Source organism: Streptosporangium sp. NPDC048886 (assembly GCF_055586905.1).
Genome location: NZ_JBVJHH010000014.1, coordinates 24,370 through 42,850 on the forward strand (window position 1 = coordinate 24,370; position 18,481 = coordinate 42,850).

Here is an 18,481-nt window from a genome sequence, read left to right on the forward strand (position 1 = left end):
ACACTGTGAGGGGGCGCCGGTGCCTGGACTGAGGAGCGCGCGCAGCGTAGCGAGCACGTGACGAGGGAAGGCGGCGGTTACAGCCCCCGAGCCGCGGCGCGCAGCGTCGCCGAGAACACTGTGAGGGGGCGCCGGTGCCTGGACTGAGGAGCGCGCGCAGCGTAGCGAGCACGTGACGAGGGAAGGCGGCGGTTACAGCCCCCGAGCCGCGGCGCGCAGCGTCGCCGAAAACACTGTGAGGATTCTTACCGTGAGCGGTTGTCCCAGGTCGCCTAACCTTGGGAACCATGTCGCAAGCGAGTATCGGAATCTTTGACAGCGGTGTGGGCGGCCTCACGGTGGCCAGGGCGATCATGGATCAGCTGCCCAGCGAGTCGATCTTCTATGTGGCCGACACGGCGCGGCAGCCGTACGGACCCAAGACCATCGCGCAGCTCCGCGCCTACACGCTGGAGGTGATGGACCACCTCGTCGAGCACGACGTCAAGATGCTGGTGATCGCGTGCAACAGCGCCAGTTCGGCGGTGCTGCGGGACGCGCGCGAACGCTATGACGTGCCGGTCGTCGAGGTGATCCAGCCGGCGGCGCGCCGGGCCGTGCGGGCCACCCGCAACGGCCGGGTCGGAGTGATCGGGACCCGGGCGACGATCGAGTCGATGGCCTACCACGACGCGTTCACCGCCGCCCCGGACATTCTGCTGACCGGGGTGGCGGCCCCCCGGCTGGTGGAGTTCGTGGAGCGCGGGGAGACGATGAGCGAGGAGCTCATCGAGGTCATCCGCGGCTACCTGCAGCCGGTGCTGGACAACGGATGCGACACGCTGATCCTGGGATGCACGCACTACCCGCTGCTGACCGCGCCCATCTCCTACGTCGCGGGAGACGGCGTCACGCTGGTCTCCAGCGCCGACGAGACGGCCAAGGACGTCTATCGCGTCCTGCACGACCGGGGCCTGGCCGCCACGGGCGGCACCCCCCGCCACCGGTTCGGCGCCACCGGCGACACCGCGCTGTTCGAGCAGCTCGGGCGGCGCTTCCTCGGTCCCGAGATCGAGGCCGTCGAGCTCGCGCCGGTGGGGGACGTCTCCGGCAACGGCCAGCGCCCGTGAAGACGGCGGTCACCGGCGCCCGGGCCGTGGCATGCAGCGCCGCAATCTGAGAAGAGTCGAGAAGGAGGAGGCCGCCGTGAAACTGACGATCATCGGGTGCTCTGGGAGTTTCCCCGGCCCGGACAGCCCCTCCTCCTGCTATCTGCTGGAGGCCGAGGGGTTCCGCATGCTGCTGGACTTCGGCAACGGCGCGCTGGGCGCGCTCCAGCGGCACATCGGCCTCTACGACGTGGACGCGATCTGCCTGTCCCACCTGCACGCCGACCACTGCCTCGACATCTGCCCCTACCACGTGGTGCGCACCTACTCCCCGGAAGGGCCGCTCCCCAGGGTGCCGGTCCACGCCCCCGCCGACGCGCCCCGCCGCCTGGCCGCCGCCTACGGCATGCCCGACGAGCCGGGGCTCGAGACGGCCTTCGACTTCGCGCCGCTGGTACCAGGTGTGTTCGAGGTGGGGCCGTTCGAGGTGACGGCCGCGCTGATGAACCACCCGGTCGAGACCTACGGGTTCCGGGTCTCCTACGGCGGGCGCTCGGTGGCCTACTCGGCCGACACCGGCGAGTCCGCCGAACTGGTCAAGCTCGCCTCGGGGGCGGACGTGCTGCTGTGCGAGGCGTCCTTCCTGGAGCGGCCCGACCTCCCCACCGACCTGCACCTGACCGGCCGCCAGGCCGCCGAGCACGCGGCCAGGGCGGATGTGGGCACCCTGGTGCTGACCCATCTCGTGCCCTGGCACGACCCCGCGCGGATCCTCCAGGACGCCTCCCGGGGCGGTTTCGGCGGGCGGACCGAACTGGCACGGAGCGGGGCCGTATATGACCTAGGGTGAGTTTCATGGCTCGTGCAGATGGACGTTCTCCCGATCAGCTCAGACCCGTCACCATCACCCGTGGCTGGCTCGCGCACGCCGAGGGCTCGGTGCTCGTCGAGTTCGGCGGCACCAAGGTGCTCTGCGCCGCCTCTGTGCAGGACAGCGTGCCGCGCTGGCGCCGGGGGAGCGGCCAGGGCTGGGTCACCGCCGAATACGCCATGCTGCCCCGGGCCACCAACACCCGTAACGACCGGGAGTCGGTGCGCGGCAAGATCGGTGGCCGGACGCACGAGATCTCCCGCCTGATCGGCCGGTCCCTGCGGGCCTGCGTCGACTACAAGGTCCTCGGCGAGAACTCGATCGTCATCGACTGCGACGTGCTCCAGGCCGACGGCGGCACCCGCACGGCCGCGATCACCGGCGCCTACGTGGCGCTGGCCGACGCGGTGAGCTGGATGCGCGAGCGGAAGATGTGCAAGGGCGACCCGCTGATCGCCTCGGTCTCGGCCGTGTCGGTCGGCGTCGTCGGGTCCACGCCCCTGCTGGACCTCTGCTACACCGAGGACGTCGCCGCCGAGACGGACATGAACGTGGTGATGACCGGGGCCGGCGAGTTCGTCGAGGTCCAGGGCACGGCCGAGGGCAAGCCGTTCAACCGGGGGGCGCTGGACGAGCTGCTCGACCTCGGCGTCGCCGGGTGCGCGGAGCTCACCCGACTGCAGCAGGCGGCGCTGGCGTGAGCACCGAGACGGCCGGGCGATCCGGCACCGTCGTGCGCCGAGTGGTCCTGGCCACCCGCAACACCGGAAAGATCGTTGAGCTCCGTCAGATCCTCGCCGACGCCGCGGTGCCGGTGGAGATCGTCGGCCTGGAGGAGTTCCCGCAGATCGGCGATGTCGCCGAGACCGGCCTGACCTTCGCCGAGAACGCCCTGATCAAGGCGCACGCCGTCGCCCAGGCGTCGGGCCTGCCCGCCATCGCCGACGACTCGGGCCTGTGCGTGGACGCGCTGAACGGCATGCCGGGCATCTTCTCGGCCCGCTGGTCCGGCCGGCACGGCGACGACGGGGCGAACCTGGACCTGCTGCTCGCGCAGGTGTCCGACGTGCCGCGGGAGCACCGGGGCGCCCACTTCGCGTGCGCGGCGGCGCTGGCCCTGCCGTCAGGGGAGGAGCGGGTCGCCGAGGGCGCGCTGCACGGCCTGATCATCGACGCGCCGCGCGGGGCCAACGGTTTCGGCTACGACCCGATCTTCGTACCCGAAGGGGAGAGTCGGACGACCGCCGAGCTGTCGGCCGAGGAGAAGAACGCCATCAGCCACCGGGGCCGCGCCTTCCGTGCCCTGGCCCCGATCCTGGCCGAAGTGGTCGCCTGACCGATCCCGGCCGGCCGCAGGGTCCGGTCCGCCGAGGGATCGCGGACGGCCGAGCGTACCGGCCGGCTGCACGGTCCGGGCCGGTTGCGCGGTCCCGATGAGCCCGCCCGCTCCGTGACGTGGGGTATCCGCCGCGGGCGGGTGAGCTCCGGAGCGGAGTGGGCCGGATCGTAATCGGGGCGTAAGATCCCGTTCCCTCCGATGGGCGTAGCGTCAGAGGATGGAGAGCAACGGGCGCGTGCCCCTGTGGGCGGCGGCGCTGATCGGCCTGGTGTCCGGTGCGGTGGCGGTCGGGGTGTCACTGCTGGCCGCGGGCCTGGTGAAGGCCTCCGCCTTCCCCGTCGTGGCGGTCGGCAACGCCGCCATCGACCTCACTCCGGCAGGACTGAAGGATTTCGCGATCCGCACCTTCGGCGAGAACGACAAAGTCGTCCTGCTGGCGGGCATCTTCCTGGTCCTCGCCGTGATCGCCGCCGCCGTGGGCGTCCTGGCCGCCAGGGACATCCGGTACGGCCTGGCGGGCCTGGCCGCGTTCGGCGTCGTGGGCGTCCTGGCCGTCCTGACCCGGCCCGACGCCGGCGCCGTGGACGTCGTCCCCACGCTGGTGGGCGTCGCCGCCGCCATGTTCGCCCTGCACCGCCTGACGGGCCGTGCTCTGCTCCCCCGGGAGACGGGCGGCGCCGCTCCCCGGCAGGAGAGTCCGCCGACCGGCGCCCACGACGCTCACCCGGTCGGCGAGACCCCCGAGACCGGAGACGGTACGGGAGAGCGGCACGGCACGCCGGTCCCACCGGTCATGCGGGCGGGGGAGGATCTCCGCACGCTTGACCGGCGGAGGCTGCTGATCGGGACGGCCGGGGGTGTCGTCGTCGCGGGAGTGACCGGCGTGGCGGGGCGGATGCTGTCGGGGCGGGCCCAGGTGGCCGCGGCCCGGGTCGGCATGGAGCTGCCCCGGCCCTCCGTCCGGGCCACCCCGCTCCCGGCCGGCGTCGACCTGAAGATCAGGGGGCTGTCGCCGTTCGTCACCCCGAACCACGACTTCTACCGGGTGGACACCGCCCTCATCGTGCCCCAGGTGGACCCCCGGAACTGGACCCTGAAGATCCACGGCATGGTGGACAGGCCCGTCGAGCTCGCCCTCGCCGACCTGATGAAACTCCCCCTGGAGGAGACCGACATCACGCTGTGCTGCGTCTCCAACGAGGTCGGCGGACCATACATCGGCAACGCCCGCTGGCTGGGCGCCAGCCTGGCCGGCGTCCTGCGTGACGCGGGGGTGCGGGCGGGGGCCGACATGCTGCTCAGCACCTCCGCGGACGGCTGGACCTGCGGCACCCCGATCGACGTCGTCCTCGACGGGCGCGACGCGCTGCTGGCCCTGGCGATGAACGGCGAGGCGCTCCCGGTCGACCACGGTTTCCCCGTCCGCCAGGTCGTCCCGGGCCTGTACGGCTACGTCTCGGCGACCAAGTGGGTGACGGAGATCAAGGTCACCCGGTTCGACCAGGACGAGGCCTACTGGACGTCCAGGGGATGGTCGGCGCAGGGGCCGATCAAGACCCAGTCGCGCATCGACCTGCCGAGAGACGGCTCCAGCGTCGCGCCGGGCCGTACCGTGATCGCCGGGGTCGCCTGGGCCCAGCACAAGGGGGTGGACGCCGTCGAGGTGCGGGTCGACGGCGGGCAGTGGCGTCAGGCCCGGCTGGCCGAGGCGCCGACCGCCGACACCTGGCGCCAGTGGGTGGTCGACGACTGGGACGCCACGCCCGGCAGCCACACCATCGAGGTGCGGGCCACGGACGCCACCGGCTACACCCAGACCCCCGACCGCGCCCCGGTGACCCCCGACGGGGCCACCGGCTGGCACAGCGTCAGCGTCGAAGTCGCCTGAACGTCCGGCCCGGACCGGACCGGGGGCTGGTCGCGGACCGCGGATCAGGGGACGCGGTCCGAGCGGGCCGGTAGAGCCGCACGCCCGTGACCGGGGCACCGGGACGGCCGGTCGCGGGCGGCCGGACGGGGACGGCGGAAGCGAGGCGGTCAACGGGGTCGAAGGGCGGGGGGGCAAAGGGCGGCGGTCAGACGGAGCTGCGCATCACGGACATCGCCCGGGTGAGCCGGCCGAGCTCCTCCAGCATCGCGCTCGCCGACTCCGACAGGGTGCCGTCGACGGTCAGGGTGCCGTCGGCGGCCACGCTCCTGCGCCGGAAGACGGTCACCGCGGCGCCCGCCGGGACCATGCGCAGCTTGGTCACGACCGGCTTGAGCAGCTCGACCGCGCGCAGGCCGCCGGAGAGCCCGCCGTAGCTGACGAACCCGACCGGCTTGTGGGCCCACTCGCGGTGGAGGAAGTCGAGGGCGTTCTTCAGGGGGGCGTTGAAGGCGTAGTTGTACTCCGGCATGACGAAGACGAACGCGTCCGCCGCGTCGATCGTCGCGCTCCAGTCCTTGGTGTGCCGGTGGACGTAGTTGCCCGTGGTCGCGTCCTCGGGCTCGTCCAGGAACGGCAGCCCCACCTCGGCGAGGTCGACGAGTTCCACGTCGAACCCGCCGTGCTCGACGGCGTGGCGGGTGAACCAGTCGCCGATGGTGCGGCCGATCCGGACCGGCCGGGTGCTGGCGACGATGACCTTCAGCAACGGCATGGCGTGCCCCCTCAGAAGTGGTTTACGTGTAAACAGAGACTGTCGCCATTTTGGTTACATGTCAACTAACGGCTGAGGTCCGGAGAGGGCGATGTCCGGGGAGGGGGCCCGGCGTGGCGGGCCGGCCGGCCCACGGCCGTCCCGGCGCGCTGCCCGCCGGGCGAGGCACAGTGTCACGCGATGATCGACATCGGTTACGCGATGCCGACTGCCGCCGGAGCCCGCCGGTCTCCATGCTGATCGCCAACACGATCAGAGAGGCCACCCCCATGGCACGAACCTCGTCTCTGCGCGCGCTCCAGCGCCTGGCAGCCGAGCACCACGACGCCCGCCGTCTCCGGATCCCCGTCGAAGACCTGCGCGGACTGCGCGCCGAGGCCGCCGCCGAACCGGGCGGCATCGCCCGCCGCGACCTGCTCAGGCGCGCCGCGCTGGCCGGTCTGGCGGTCACCGCGCTCGGCTCCGCCCAGGGCCGCGCCCGCGCCGACGTCACGCCGCAGGCCAGGCCGCCGCTCAGGCCCGCCCGGGTGGCCGTCATCGGCGCCGGGATCGCCGGGCTCACCGCGGCACTCACCCTCAGGGACGCGGGGGCCACCCCGGTCGTCTACGAGGCCGACCCGTCACGGGTCGGCGGCCGGATGTACTCCCAGCGCTCCCACTGGGCGGGTGGCCAGACCTCCGAGATCGGCGGCGAGCTGATCGACGTCGAACACAAGAAGATGCTGGAGCTGTGCCGCCGTTTCGGCCTGCCCACAGTCAACTTCGCCGGGGCCGGGCCGAACGGCGCCGAGGAGATCCTGCACGTCAACGGCGCCTACTACCCGCGCTCCCAGGCGGACGCCGACTTCAAGGAGATGTATCAGACGCTCCACGCCGACCTGCGGGCCGCGGGCGAGGTGAGGTGGAACAGCACCACGCCGGCGGGCACCGCGCTGGACGACATGTCGATCCGGCAGTGGATCGACTCCCGGGTGCCCGGCGGCTACGCCTCGGACCTCGGCCGCTTCCTCGACGTCGCCTACAACGTCGAGTACGGGGCCGAGACGGCCGACCAGTCCTCTCTCGCGCTGGTCCTGCTGATGGGCTACCAGCCCAATCCCGGCCACTTCAACGTCTGGGGCCTGTCGGACGAGCGCTACCACATCGTCGGCGGCAACGACCTGCTCCCGCAGGCCATGGCGGCGGCGCTGCCGTCCGGCTCGGTCCAGATGGGCTGGGAGCTGCTGGCGGTGCGGGCGAACGCCGACGGCACCCAGACGCTCACCTTCGACAACGGCGGCACCACCAGGACCGTCGTCGCCGACCACACGGTCCTCACCGTGCCCCTGCCGATCCTGCAGCGCCTGGACCTGTCGCGCGCCGGATTCGACGCCCACATGACGGCCCTGCTGCGTGACGCCCGGATGGGCTACGTCACCAAGCTCAACATGCAGTTCACCCGCCGGACCTGGATCGGCGCCGGCCCGTGGCCGGGGGTGTCGGCCGGGGACTGCTTCACCGACCTGCCCTTCCAGCAGTGCTGGGACACCACCAAGGGGCAGGCCGGCTCGACCGGGGTGCTCATCCAGTACGGCGGCGGCGACGCGGCCCGCTCCCTCGACCCGTCCACTCCGTTCCCCACCGACTCCGACGCCTACGTCCGTGCCCTCGTCGCCTCGACGCTCACCCGGATCGACACGGTCTTCCCCGGCACGAAGGCGGAGTGGAACGGCCGCGCCCAGCTCTCGGCCTGGCACAGGAACCCCTACGCCCTCGGCGCCTACTCCTACTGGCCGGTCGGATACCTGCACAGGCACGCGGGCTACGAGGGGACCCGGCAGGGCAACGTGCACATCGCCGGAGAGCACTGCTCCTACGACTTCCAGGGGTTCATGAACGGCGGCGCCACCGAGGGAGAGCGCGCCGCGGGCGAGGTGATCGACGCGCTGCGATAGGACACGGGTGCGGTCCGTGCCCCCGTGAAGCCATCACGGGGGCACGGACCGCACCTCAACGCGGGCCGTACTTCAGGACAGGCCGCCTCTCACGCGCCGGCCGTACTTCAGGACGGGCCGCCTCTCACGCGCCGGCCGCACTCTCACGTGCGGTCAGTCACGTTCGACGGTGTCCTCCAGCACGATCCGGCCGATGATCGCGTACTTCTCGGGCCTGCGGGCCCTCAGATAGAGGGCGAGGGCGGCACCCAGGAGGGCGGCGCCGAGCACGATCCAGGGGATCAGGGCGAAGAACGGGGACTTGGCGGCGTCTCCGGCGGCGGCCTCCTGGTTCTGGAACAGCAGCAGCACCACGTAGGCCATCGCCAGACCGCCCACGAGCGGGGCCAGCAGGGTGCGCCACCAGGACGCGGTCTCGGGGTGCTTCTTCCTGACGTGGAAGTAGCCGATCACGGAGAACGAGCAGAGGGTCTGCACGATCAGGACGGCCAGCGTGCCCAGCACCGCGAGCAGGGTGTAGATGTGCAGATAGGGGTCCATCCCGGCGAAGAAGAACGCCAGCACGATCACCACGGAGATCGCGGTCTGCACGGCTCCGGCGATGTGCGGGGAGCCGTGCCTGGGGTGGGTGGCGCCCAGGGTCGCGCGGGTGCCGGGGATGAGATCCTCGCGGCCGATCGCGTAGAGGTAGCGGGCGGCGCAGTTGTGGAAGGCCATCGAGCAGGCGAAGGAGCCGGTCAGGATGAGGATCTTGAACAGGTCGACCGCCCACTCCCCGACCAGTTCCCCGGTGGGGTTGAAGAAGATCCCGGCGAACTCCTCGGCCGCGATCTGCGGCGCCTTCACCCCGTTGGCCGCCACCGTCATCCAGGAGACGAAGGTGTAGAACAGGCCGATGCCGATCACCGAGACCAGGGTCGCGATCGGGATGATCTTCTTGGGCTCACGGGACTCCTCCCCGTACATGGCGGTCGACTCGAACCCGACCCAGGACCAGAAGCACATGAACAGGCCGAGCCCGACGGCGCCCGTCTCCAGGCCGGTGACGGTGAAGGCCCTCGCGGGGTTGAGGGTCTCGGCCATCAGGCCGTCCGGGCCCCCGCCGTGGAACAGGGTCACCGTGGCGGTCAGCCCGAGCATGAGGATCTCGGTGACGAGGAAGACCCCCAGGACCTTGGCGGTCAGGTTGATGTCGAAGTAGGTGAGGATCGCGTTCAGCGCCAGGCCGAGGAGGGCGAACCAGAGCCAGTGGATGTCCACACCGGCCAGGCTCTTGAAGGTGTCGTTGGCCGAGTAGGCGAAGAACCCGATGATCGAGGCTTCGAAGACGACGTAGGCCATGGTGGCGAGCAGGCCGGCCACCATGCCCACGACCTGGCCCAGGCCGTGGGAGATGTAGCCGTAGAAAGCGCCCGCGGAGGTGATGTGCTTGGCCATCGCCACGTAGCCCACCGAGAAGACGGTGAGCACGATCGTCGCCACGAGGTACCCGGCGGGCACGCCCAGGCCGTTGCCGAAGCCCACGACGATCGGGACGTTGCCGGTCATCGCGGTGATGGGCGCGGCGGTGGCGACCGCCATGAAGATGACGCCGACCAGTCCTACGGCGTTCTTGCGGAGGCGGTGGACACCGTCGGCCGGGGCCTCGGTGCTGTCGGTGATGCTCAAATCGCGTGCGCCTTTCTGGGACCAGCGCCGGATGGGGGGATGGCGAAGATATTGACCGGCGGTGAGACCGACGAACAAGGTGCCTGCGGACCTCAAACGATTACGACATGTCATCTTGTCCTGCTGCGAGGACCGGGTCCTGCTGTGAGGACCGGCAGAAGCTCCCGCTCCCCTGGTTCATCGGGCCGGTCCCTGGCCGCGGCGGCCGCAGGAGCGACGGGGGCCGCTGGGCGGACCGTTCTGGTTACATGTCAACCAACGGTTAGGGTGGGCGCATGGCCGACCCACGGTGGCTCGACGAGCGGGAGTTCCGGGCGTGGCTCGGCTACCGCCGGATGCGCCTGCTGCTCGACGCACAGATCGCCCGTGACCTCAGCGGGGAGTCGGGTCTGTCCGATCCCGACTACGACGTGCTGTCCGCGCTGACCTCCAGCGAGGACCGCCGCTGGCGCCTGCAGGCGCTCGCCGACCGCATGCTCTGGTCCAAGAGCCGCCTGTCCCGGCACATCAGCCGGATGGAGGAGCGCGGCCTGGTCACCCGCGAGGACTGCGCCACCGACGCCCGCGGCGCGGTCATCGTCCTCACCGAGGCGGGACAGCGGGCCATCGAGGCCGCAGCCCCCGGCCACGTCGAGTCGGTCCGCCGCCACCTGATCGACCTGCTCACCCCGGAACAGATCGATACTCTCGGCGACATCGCGGACACGGTTCTCGCGCACCTCGCCGAGGCGCGGGGCGACGCCGGCCCTTGAACTGGTCAACTCGCCCACGCCGCGGGGGAGAGCGGCCTAGCATCGGGCGCGAGGCGGATGGGCGAGGGGGACCCGGTGACTCGGTTGTTTCTACCCGCGGGGGTCTACAACCCCGTCGTGACGGCGGACGGCCAGCGGTGGCGCGACTTCGAGCTGGAGGCTCCGGGACCGGCCGGGGCGGCGGCGCCACGGGAGCCCGAGCGGGTTCCCGACCGGATTCCCGACCGGGTTCCCGATCGGGCGCAGTGGAGGCCGCTGCGGCTGGAGCGGTGCCGGCCGTACGGCGTGGCCGGGGGGCTGGCCAGGCCCGACCCGCAGACCCAGGAGGACATGGTGCGGGCCGTGCCGGTCACCGAGCAGGGGGTGCCCCGGCGCTTCCCCGATCCGCGGGGGATGTGGATCAGGCTGATCAACGGGGCCGGGGCCGCCGAGGACCCGTTCCGGGCGACCAACGCGGTGGACTGCGCGCTGGCGGTGCTCTCCACCTGGCACGGCGCGCCGGCGGTGGCCGCTCCCCGGCGGCCGGAGTACGACCGGGTCGGCAAGCCGCTGCTCACCGGTGAGGCGGGGGGAGTGGCGCGGGCCGAGCGGTGGCTGGGCCAGCGCTTCCAGTACGTGGGACAGGGGCGCCACGCCTACGTCCCCATCGCGCAGGCGCTGCTGGCGGGCGGGCACGGTGCCGCCGCGATCATCGTCAACCGCTGGCCGGCCGGCGGCAGCCACGCGTGGAACGCGGTCAACTCCGGCGGAGAGGTGATCTGGATCGACGCGCAGCGGGGCCACATGGCGGTCGAGCCGCCGTACGAGTCGGTGACGGGCGTCTTCTGTGTGGTGATCGACAGGGAGGGGCGGCGGCTGTGAACCTCGACCAGGCCAGGGCCATCGCCGAGGAGTATTTCAACGGTGTCCGCAGCCCAGGCTCCGCTGCAGAGATCAGGATATATACCTTCAAAGAAGGCTATGTCGCCTGGTCGAAGGAGCCCGAGCCCGACGACCCCAGCGTGCTGCCCGACACGGTCGGCGCGGGCTGCATCGTGATCGACAAGGCCACCGGGGAGGTCGTCATCCGTCCCCTGCTCAACCCCGAGACGGTGGCGGAGCAGTGGCCGGGGCGCCGCCCCCGATAGAAGGCGCCCCGGCCACCGGGAAGAGCCCGGCCCGCGGGCGGAGGTCCAGCCGGTGACCGGAGGGCCCGGCCCGCAGGCGGGGCCCGGTCGGCCACCGGAGCGCCCGGCCCGCAGGCGGGGGCCTGACCGGTGAGCGTCAGGCCGGCCACCGGAGCGCCCGGCCCGCGGGTGGTGGGCGCCAGGTCAGCCGGCGGCGAGCGAGCCCACGATCGAGGCGCGCGCCGCCCGGCGGGCGGGCAGCACGGCGGCGACCACCCCGGCCAGGCCGGACAGCGCCACGAACGCCAGGATCTGCAGGACCGGGAGCTGGAAGACGACGTCCTCCGTCATCGTCCGCGCCGCCGCCCAGCCGAACGTGACACCGAGCACCACGCCGACCAGCGCGCCGATCAGCCCCAGGATGAGTGCCTCCACCGAGAGCATCCGCCGCAGCTGGGGCCGGGTCAGGCCGAGCGCCCGCAGCAGCGCCGACTCACGGGTCCGCTCGTGGACCGACAGGGAGAGCGTGTTGGCGATGCCCAGCAGGGAGATGAGCACCGCCAGGCCCAGCAGGCCGGTGATGATCATCAACATCATGTCGAGCGCCTCGTCGAACTCGCCCCGGACGTCCGTCGAGCTGGCGACCTTCGCCGTCGGGTACGGCTGCGCCGCCGCCTCGACCACCTGGCGGGACCGCTCGGGGCTGACGCCGTCCTTGGCGTTGATCATCACCCGGCTGTCGTCGACCGTGCCGAAGTAGCGCTCGAAATCCTTGTCCGGCACGGTCACCTCGGCCAGATCGGTGTTCTGCGGGTCGAAGGTGGACACGACCGTGAGGTCCACCGTGCCGGCCCTGGCCGTCCGCACCGGCAGCCGGTCGCCGACCTTGAGCTTGAGGTGCTTGACGACGTGCTCGGCGACGACCGCGGTGCCGGGCCGGAGAAGGTCGATCGAGCCCGTGGCGAGCTCCGGCCTGAAGTCCGAGGCGGCGGTGAAGGTCCCGACCTCATACCTCTCGCCCCTGTCACCGGCCTTGGCGGCGGTCCCCCGGAAGGCGACGACCGAGGTCAGTTCGGGCTTGGTCCGCAGGTCCTCGGCCAGCGCGCGGGGCAGCCCGGAGTCCCGGGCCTGAGCCTGGACCATGTAGTCCACGGGGAACTGGTCGTCGAGCTTCTGGGTGTAGGTCATCCGGATGGTGCCGGTGAGGACGGCGATGAGCGTCATCAGCGTCACGCCCACGGTCAGCGCCACGGTGGTGGTGGCCGACCGCTTGGGATTGCGCCGCGAGTTGTCCACGGCCAGCCTGCCGGGCACCCGGAACAGCTTGGCGGGCAGCCAGCCCACGAAGGCGCCGAGCGGCTTGACGATCACCGGGCCGAGGATCAGCACCCCGAGGAAGACGAGCGAGCCCCCGGCCATGACCACCACGAGCGCGGTCTGACCGGCCCCCATGTTCAGCGCGGCCACCGTGGCGCCCACGCCCGCGACCAGGAACAGCGACGCGAAGATCACCCGGGTCAGGCCCGCCCGGAAGGTGTGCTCCTCGACCTGCGTGCGCAGCGCCGCGATCGGTGCGACCTTCGTCGCCGACCGCGCCGGCAGCAGCGCCGCCCCCACCGTGACGACCAGGCCGATGAGCAGGCCGAGACCGATCGTGCGCGGCGTCAGCGCGGCGGTCGCCTCGGGCAGCGGCGCCCCGACCGAGGACAGCACGGCCAGCGCCCCCGCGCCCAGCCCGTAGCCCAGCAGCAGGCCCAGCACCGACGACAGCACGCCCACCACGACGGACTCCAGCACGATGGAGCCGAACACCTGCCCGCGGGTCGCGCCGATGCAGCGCAGCAGCGCCATCTCGCGGGTGCGCTGGGCGACCAGGATGTTGAAGGTGTTGTAGATGACCAGCGCGGCCACGAACATCGCCACCAGGCCGAACAGCAGCAGGCCCAGCTTGAGGAACTCGGTGTCGGCGCCGTTCTGCCTGGCCATGGCGTCGGCGTACTGCTTACCCGTCTTGACCTGGTATCCCGAGCCCAGGGCCGCGGCGACCGAGTCGCGCACCGTCTCCTGCGACACGCCCTCGGCGGCCGCGACGTCGACCTCCCGGAAGCCCTTCTCCCCGGTCATCGTCTGGGCCGCGCCGGTGGTGAAGCCCACCGCGCCGGTGTAGCCGAGCTCCTGGTTGAGGCCGACGTCGAACAGACCCACCACCGTGAACCGGTGCTCGGCGTTCCCGGAGTCCAGCACCGTGACGGTGTCGCCGACCTTGAAACCGCGGGTCTTGGCGGTGTTCTCGTCGAGCACGACCTCCGTCGGGGTCTTCGGGGCGGAGCCGCTGGTGATCGCGGTGCGGTTCAGCGAGCCCTCGGCGATGGAGATGCCCGCCGTGGGATAGTCACCGGCGGCCTTGCCGTCCTTGCCGATCAGCGCGGCGGTGCCCTGCACGAGACCCTGCGCGTCGGCGACGCCGCCGACGGCGCGGATCTTCTCCAGCGTGGCGGCGGAGACGGACGGCACCGCGTCGGACTTCTCGTCCGGCACGGGCAGCACGGCGACATCGATCTTGTCAGCCGCCGCGGAGAACTTCTGGGTGAAACCCGCTTCGATGGTGTCGGTGAGCACGAACGTGCCCGCGATGAAGCCCACCCCCAGCGCGATCGCCAGCGAGGTGAGCAGCAGGCGCAGCTTGTGCGCCCGCAGTCCGGCCAGAGTCGTCTTCAGCAACTCAGGCCTCCAGCTTCATCAGCGTGTCGAGCACGGTCTGCGGCGTCGGCTTGACCACCTCGCTGACCAGCAGGCCGTCCCGGAGGAAGACCACCCGGTCGGCGTAGGAGGCCGCGACCGGGTCGTGGGTGACCATCACGATCGTCTGGCCGAGCTCGTGCACCGAGGTACGCAGGAACGACAGCACCTCCGCGCCGCTGCGCGAGTCCAGGTTCCCGGTCGGCTCGTCGGCGAAGATGACCTGCGGCTTGCTGATCAGGGCGCGGGCCACCGCCACGCGCTGCTGCTGGCCGCCCGACAGCTCGGTCGGCTTGTGGCCGAGCCGGTCACGCAGGCCCACTGTCTCCACGACCCGGTCGAACAGATCCCGGTCGGCCTGGCGTCCGGCGATCTCCAGCGGGAGCCGGATGTTCTGCTCGGCGGTCAGCGTCGGCAGCAGGTTGAACGCCTGGAAGATGAAGCCGATCCGCTCGCGGCGCAGCAGGGTGAGCTGCTTGTCGCCCAGCCCGGTGAGCTCCACGTCGCCGATGTGCACCTGCCCGCCGCTGACGGTGTCCAGCCCGGCCAGGCAGTGCATCAGCGTGGACTTGCCCGACCCGGAGGGGCCCATGATCGCGGTGAAGGCGCCCGTCGCGAAGGAGACGTCCACCCCCCGGAGGGCGTGTACGGCAGCGTCCCCCTGCCCGTACACCTTGGTCAGACCTCTGGCTACCACGGCGGCCGCCACGCTCTCCCGCGCCTTCCAGGCGCCGACCTCTCCGGTGATGGTCACGTCAACTCTCCTCGGCAAACATCTGCGTTTACGACGGGATAAACGCTATTGCCGGAGAAAGCGCAGGCCATCGGACTGAAGGACGGACTCTCCCTCCGCCGCAGGGCTCCCGCGGAAGGATCACCGCCACCTCAGGGGTAGCCCCGCATCGGCCATTCGGACGAGGAGCGCCCCGCCGTCGCCGCGCTAACCCGCCGAATGCGGGGTCACGAGACCCGACTCGTAGGCGTAGACCACGACCTGCGCCCGGTCCCGCAGGCTCAGCTTGGCCAGGACCCGGCCCAGATGCGTCTTGACCGTCGCCTCCGCCAGCTCCAGCCGGTCGGCGATCTCCGTGTTCGACAGGCCCCTGGCCACCAGCACGAGCACCTCCCGCTCCCGCGCGGTCAACCCGGTCAGCGCCGTCGGCTCCGTCGTGCCCGGAGAGGGGAGATGCACGGCGAAGCGCTCCAGCAGCCGCCGTGTCGTGCTCGGCGCGACCACCGCGTCCCCGCTGTGCACCGAGTGGATCGCACTGATCAGGTCTGACGGCGGCACGTCCTTCAGCAGGAACCCCGAAGCGCCCGCCTTCAGCGCCGCGAACGCGTAGTCGTCCAGATCGAAGGTGGTCAGGATCAGCACGCGGGGCCGCTCGCCCGCCGCGCAGATCAGCCGGGTCGCCTCCACCCCGTCCATGACCGGCATCCGCACGTCCATCAGCACGACGTCGACCTCGGCCGTCCGCGCCGCCTCGACCGCCGCGGCCCCGTCGCCAGCCTCCGCGACGACCTCGATGTCCGGCTGCGCGCCGAGCACCATGCGGAACCCGGCCCGCAGCAGCACCTGGTCGTCGACCAACATGACCCGGATCACCGGCCGCTCACCGCTCCCCGCCCTCTCCACCGGCTCCCCGCCCTCTCCGCCGGCTCCCCGGCCTCCACCGGCTCCCCGGCCCCGCGCCGGTCCGGACGGAGACTCCGCCCACCGCGACTCCGCCCACCGCGTCCGGCACGCCCGTCACGCGGCCCGGCTCCGCCCGGTCTCGCCGATCGGCAGCCGCGCGGTCACCTGGAACCCGCCGCCCATGCGGGGCCTGGCCTCCACACTCCCGCCGAACATGGCCACCCGCTCCCGCATGCCGACCAGGCCGTGCCCGCCCGGACGCCCCGGTGCGGCGGCGCCGCGACCGTCATCGGTCACCCGCAGAAGCAGCTCGCGCAAGCCGTACTCCATCTCGACCGTGGCCCTGGTGTCCGGACCGCCATGCTTGAGGGTATTGGTCAGCGCCTCCTGCACGATCCGGTAGACCGTCAGCTGCTCCCCCTCGGGCAGCTCCTGCGGAGCGCCGGTGACCTGGAAATCGACCGGCAGCCCCGAGGAACGCACCTGCGCCACCAGGTCGTCCAGCTGCGACAGGCTCGGCTGCGGGGCGTATTCCCCCTCTGCTCCCCCCTCGACGGCGGCGCCGTCGGTCCGCAGCACACCGACCATCCTGCGCATCTCCGCCAGCGCCTGCCGGCCCGTGACGGAGATGGCCTGCATGGCCTTACGGGCCTGCTCGGGGTCGCTGTCGATCGCGTAACCCGCCCCGTCGGCCTGAACGATGATCACACTCACGTTGTGCGCGACCACGTCGTGCAGCTCGCGGGCGATCCGGGCCCGCTCGGCCGCCGCGGCCAGCTGGGCCTGCTGGTCCCGCTCCCGCTCGGCCCGTTCGGCCCGCTCCTCCAGGCTCTCCAGATAGCGGCGGCGGGTGTTGGCGTAGATCCCCGTGATCCAGATCGCGACCACGAACACCGAGGCACTTGCGAAAGTACCCGGATCAGGATTTGTCGTGATCTGGCCGAAAGACAGGGCGAGCCCCAGCTCGGCCACCAGCCCCGCCGCGATCGCCCACCGCAGCGAGCACAGCGACGCCACCGCGTACATCGCGATGAGCACCGCCACGTTGAACGGCGTCGGCTCCACCCCCCACAGCCACTGCCCGAAACTCGCCACCGAGACGATCGCGAACACCGTCAGGGGCCGGCTCCGCCGCCAGAACAACGGGAGGGCCAGCACCGCGCCCAACCCCAGATAGCCCCAGAAGCCCACCCCGCCCTGCCCGCGCTGATAAAGCTCCGGATCCAGCGCCACCCCGACGACGGTGCCCAGGCAGGCCAGCATGAACGGCGCCAGCCACAAGGCGTCCACAGCACTGGGATGGCGCCGGCTCCAGGCGCGTAATCTGCCGAACACACCACCACCATACGTATCCGCAGATCAATGCCCTTCCCCCTCAGGGGGGAGCCCCGTCTACGACCCAGGTCGCACACCACCCATGGCTTACGCCTTCTTTACCCCCCGTTGGGCATCATGGTTTCCGGGAGCACCCTCCGGGGTGAGTAAAGGGAGAATGTTTGTGATGGCGGATCACAATCACGCCGGGTCGCGCGGTGAAAAGGATGCACCGCGCGACCCGATCTCCGGCACCGCCACCGGATGACCCCACGCGGCGCTCCGGACACCCCGCGACCGACAGGCCCCGGAACGCGCCACGACCCCACGCGACGGCCCGGAAGCCGCTCACCCGCCACCACCGCCCGGAGCACGCCCACCCGCCGGGTTCATTCAGTGGCGCACCGGCCCCGGCATCGGGCATATTCTCCCCGGGTGGAACGCCAACTGATCAGTCATATCGCCCACCAAGACCATCCGATCGCCTCCCCCGTGAGCGACGCGCATCTGGAACGCCTTCTCACCCGGGCGAAACTCCCCGCCGGAGCACGCATCCTCGACCTCGGATGCGGAGAGGCCGCCTGGACGCTACGGGCCCTGGAACTGCATCCCGGCGCCACCGCCGACGGGGTCGACATCTCCTCGCACGCGCTGGCCGCCGCCAAGAAGGAGGCCGACCGCCGAGGGCTGTCCGACCGCCTCAGCCTCCACGACGTCCCGGCTGCCGACTTCACCGGCACCGGCCCCTACGACCTCGTCCTCTGCGTCGGCTCCACCCACGCCTTCGGCGGCCTGACCCAGACCCTGGAGGCCATCAGCCGCCACCTGCGCCCCGGAGGACTCGCACTGGTGGGAGAGGGCTTCTGGGAGCAGCCCCCGAGCCCGCAGACGCTGGCCATACTCGACGCCCGGCCCGACGACTACGGAGACCTCCCCGCAACCGTGACCCAGGCCGAGAACGCCGGATACGCCACCGTCTACGCGCACACCAGCGAACCCGCCGAATGGCACGAATACGAGTGGTCCTGGACCGGCACCCTCACCAACTGGGCCCTCGACCACCCCGGCCCCGACGGCGACGCCGCCCTCGCCGCCGCCCACGACCACCGCGACATGTGGCTCAACGGCTATCGCGACACCCTCGGCTTCGTCACCCTCCTGCTGCGCCGCACCACCTGAGAGCGGCCAGGGACCGGTCGGCCGCAGCGCCCGCTGGGCCGTGGCCGACCGGCCGGACCTCACCCCTGCGGCTCCCCGCCGTCATCGTCATGCTGGATCCCGCCGTCGGGACCTGCCTGGGGGCGATCTCGAAAGACTGGCGTGTAGTAATTTTGATATGAATCTGCGCAACAGTCGAATTCCTTCGATTATTGCCGCAGATTGATTTCCCTT

The 18,481-nt window shown here is 71.5% G+C and carries 16 protein-coding genes; 10 read left to right on the plus strand and 6 right to left on the minus strand.

Annotated elements, in window-relative coordinates; genetic code table 11:
• Positions 1-287 precede the first annotated feature (287 nt).
• The 5 genes from murI to ACZ6R6_RS18885 all read left to right on the plus strand — a co-directional run bounded on the left by murI (position 288) and on the right by ACZ6R6_RS18885 (position 5,186).
• A complete protein-coding gene (gene murI, locus ACZ6R6_RS18865; protein ID WP_470094939.1) occupies positions 288-1,109 on the plus strand; it encodes a glutamate racemase in 822 nt (273 codons plus the stop codon).
• 76 nt (positions 1,110-1,185) lie between these two features.
• Positions 1,186-1,938, plus strand: coding sequence for an MBL fold metallo-hydrolase (locus ACZ6R6_RS18870; protein ID WP_470094940.1), 753 nt, complete (start codon positions 1,186-1,188; stop codon positions 1,936-1,938).
• 5 nt (positions 1,939-1,943) lie between these two features.
• A complete protein-coding gene (gene rph, locus ACZ6R6_RS18875) occupies positions 1,944-2,660 on the plus strand; it encodes a ribonuclease PH (RefSeq protein ID WP_470094941.1) in 717 nt (238 codons plus the stop codon).
• Positions 2,657-3,295 (plus strand): XTP/dITP diphosphatase, encoded by a 639-nt coding sequence (locus ACZ6R6_RS18880; RefSeq protein WP_470094942.1) that lies wholly within the window; start codon positions 2,657-2,659, stop codon positions 3,293-3,295. The genes rph and ACZ6R6_RS18880 overlap by 4 nt, the downstream gene beginning before the upstream one ends.
• A gap of 220 nt (positions 3,296-3,515) precedes the next feature.
• Positions 3,516-5,186: a molybdopterin-dependent oxidoreductase gene (locus tag ACZ6R6_RS18885; protein WP_470094944.1), complete on the plus strand. Its 1,671-nt coding sequence runs from the start codon at positions 3,516-3,518 to the stop codon at positions 5,184-5,186.
• 187 nt (positions 5,187-5,373) lie between these two features.
• Here ACZ6R6_RS18885 and ACZ6R6_RS18890 read toward each other — a convergent pair whose 3' ends face one another.
• Positions 5,374-5,940, minus strand: coding sequence for an NADPH-dependent FMN reductase (locus ACZ6R6_RS18890; RefSeq protein ID WP_470094945.1), 567 nt, complete (start codon positions 5,938-5,940; stop codon positions 5,374-5,376).
• 269 nt (positions 5,941-6,209) lie between these two features.
• Between ACZ6R6_RS18890 and ACZ6R6_RS18895 the strand changes: the two genes are divergently transcribed.
• Positions 6,210-7,874 (plus strand): flavin monoamine oxidase family protein, encoded by a 1,665-nt coding sequence (locus ACZ6R6_RS18895; protein ID WP_470094946.1) that lies wholly within the window; start codon positions 6,210-6,212, stop codon positions 7,872-7,874.
• Between the two features lie 153 nt (positions 7,875-8,027).
• Here ACZ6R6_RS18895 and ACZ6R6_RS18900 read toward each other — a convergent pair whose 3' ends face one another.
• Positions 8,028-9,542: an APC family permease gene (locus ACZ6R6_RS18900; RefSeq protein ID WP_470094947.1), complete on the minus strand. Its 1,515-nt coding sequence runs from the start codon at positions 9,540-9,542 to the stop codon at positions 8,028-8,030.
• 275 nt (positions 9,543-9,817) lie between these two features.
• Here ACZ6R6_RS18900 and ACZ6R6_RS18905 point away from each other — a divergent pair, with 275 nt between their 5' ends.
• The 3 genes from ACZ6R6_RS18905 (at position 9,818) to ACZ6R6_RS18915 (ending at position 11,421) form a co-directional block, all read left to right on the plus strand.
• Positions 9,818-10,294 (plus strand): MarR family winged helix-turn-helix transcriptional regulator, encoded by a 477-nt coding sequence (locus ACZ6R6_RS18905; RefSeq protein ID WP_470094948.1) that lies wholly within the window; start codon positions 9,818-9,820, stop codon positions 10,292-10,294.
• Between the two features lie 75 nt (positions 10,295-10,369).
• Positions 10,370-11,155: a toxin glutamine deamidase domain-containing protein gene (locus ACZ6R6_RS18910; protein WP_470094949.1), complete on the plus strand. Its 786-nt coding sequence runs from the start codon at positions 10,370-10,372 to the stop codon at positions 11,153-11,155.
• Complete coding sequence (locus tag ACZ6R6_RS18915; RefSeq protein ID WP_470094950.1) at positions 11,152-11,421, plus strand: hypothetical protein; 270 nt, start codon at positions 11,152-11,154, stop codon at positions 11,419-11,421. Before ACZ6R6_RS18910 ends, ACZ6R6_RS18915 begins: the two co-directional genes overlap by 4 nt.
• Before the next feature lie 183 nt (positions 11,422-11,604).
• On the opposite strand, the gene ACZ6R6_RS18920 is transcribed toward ACZ6R6_RS18915, so the two are convergent.
• From ACZ6R6_RS18920 to ACZ6R6_RS18935, 4 genes are all read right to left on the minus strand, one after another.
• A complete protein-coding gene (locus ACZ6R6_RS18920; RefSeq protein ID WP_470094952.1) occupies positions 11,605-14,121 on the minus strand; it encodes an ABC transporter permease in 2,517 nt (838 codons plus the stop codon).
• Position 14,122: 1 nt separating this feature from the next.
• Entirely contained in the window at positions 14,123-14,893 is a 771-nt protein-coding gene (locus ACZ6R6_RS18925) for an ABC transporter ATP-binding protein (RefSeq protein WP_306856505.1), read from the minus strand.
• Positions 14,894-15,079: 186 nt separating this feature from the next.
• On the minus strand, positions 15,080-15,733 hold the full coding sequence (locus tag ACZ6R6_RS18930) for a response regulator (protein ID WP_470094954.1): 654 nt from the start codon (positions 15,731-15,733) through the stop codon (positions 15,080-15,082).
• A gap of 156 nt (positions 15,734-15,889) precedes the next feature.
• Positions 15,890-17,110 (minus strand): sensor histidine kinase, encoded by a 1,221-nt coding sequence (locus tag ACZ6R6_RS18935; protein WP_470094955.1) that lies wholly within the window; start codon positions 17,108-17,110, stop codon positions 15,890-15,892.
• Between the two features lie 414 nt (positions 17,111-17,524).
• Here ACZ6R6_RS18935 and ACZ6R6_RS18940 point away from each other — a divergent pair, with 414 nt between their 5' ends.
• On the plus strand, positions 17,525-18,268 hold the full coding sequence (locus tag ACZ6R6_RS18940) for an SAM-dependent methyltransferase (RefSeq protein WP_470094956.1): 744 nt from the start codon (positions 17,525-17,527) through the stop codon (positions 18,266-18,268).
• Positions 18,269-18,481 lie beyond the last annotated feature (213 nt).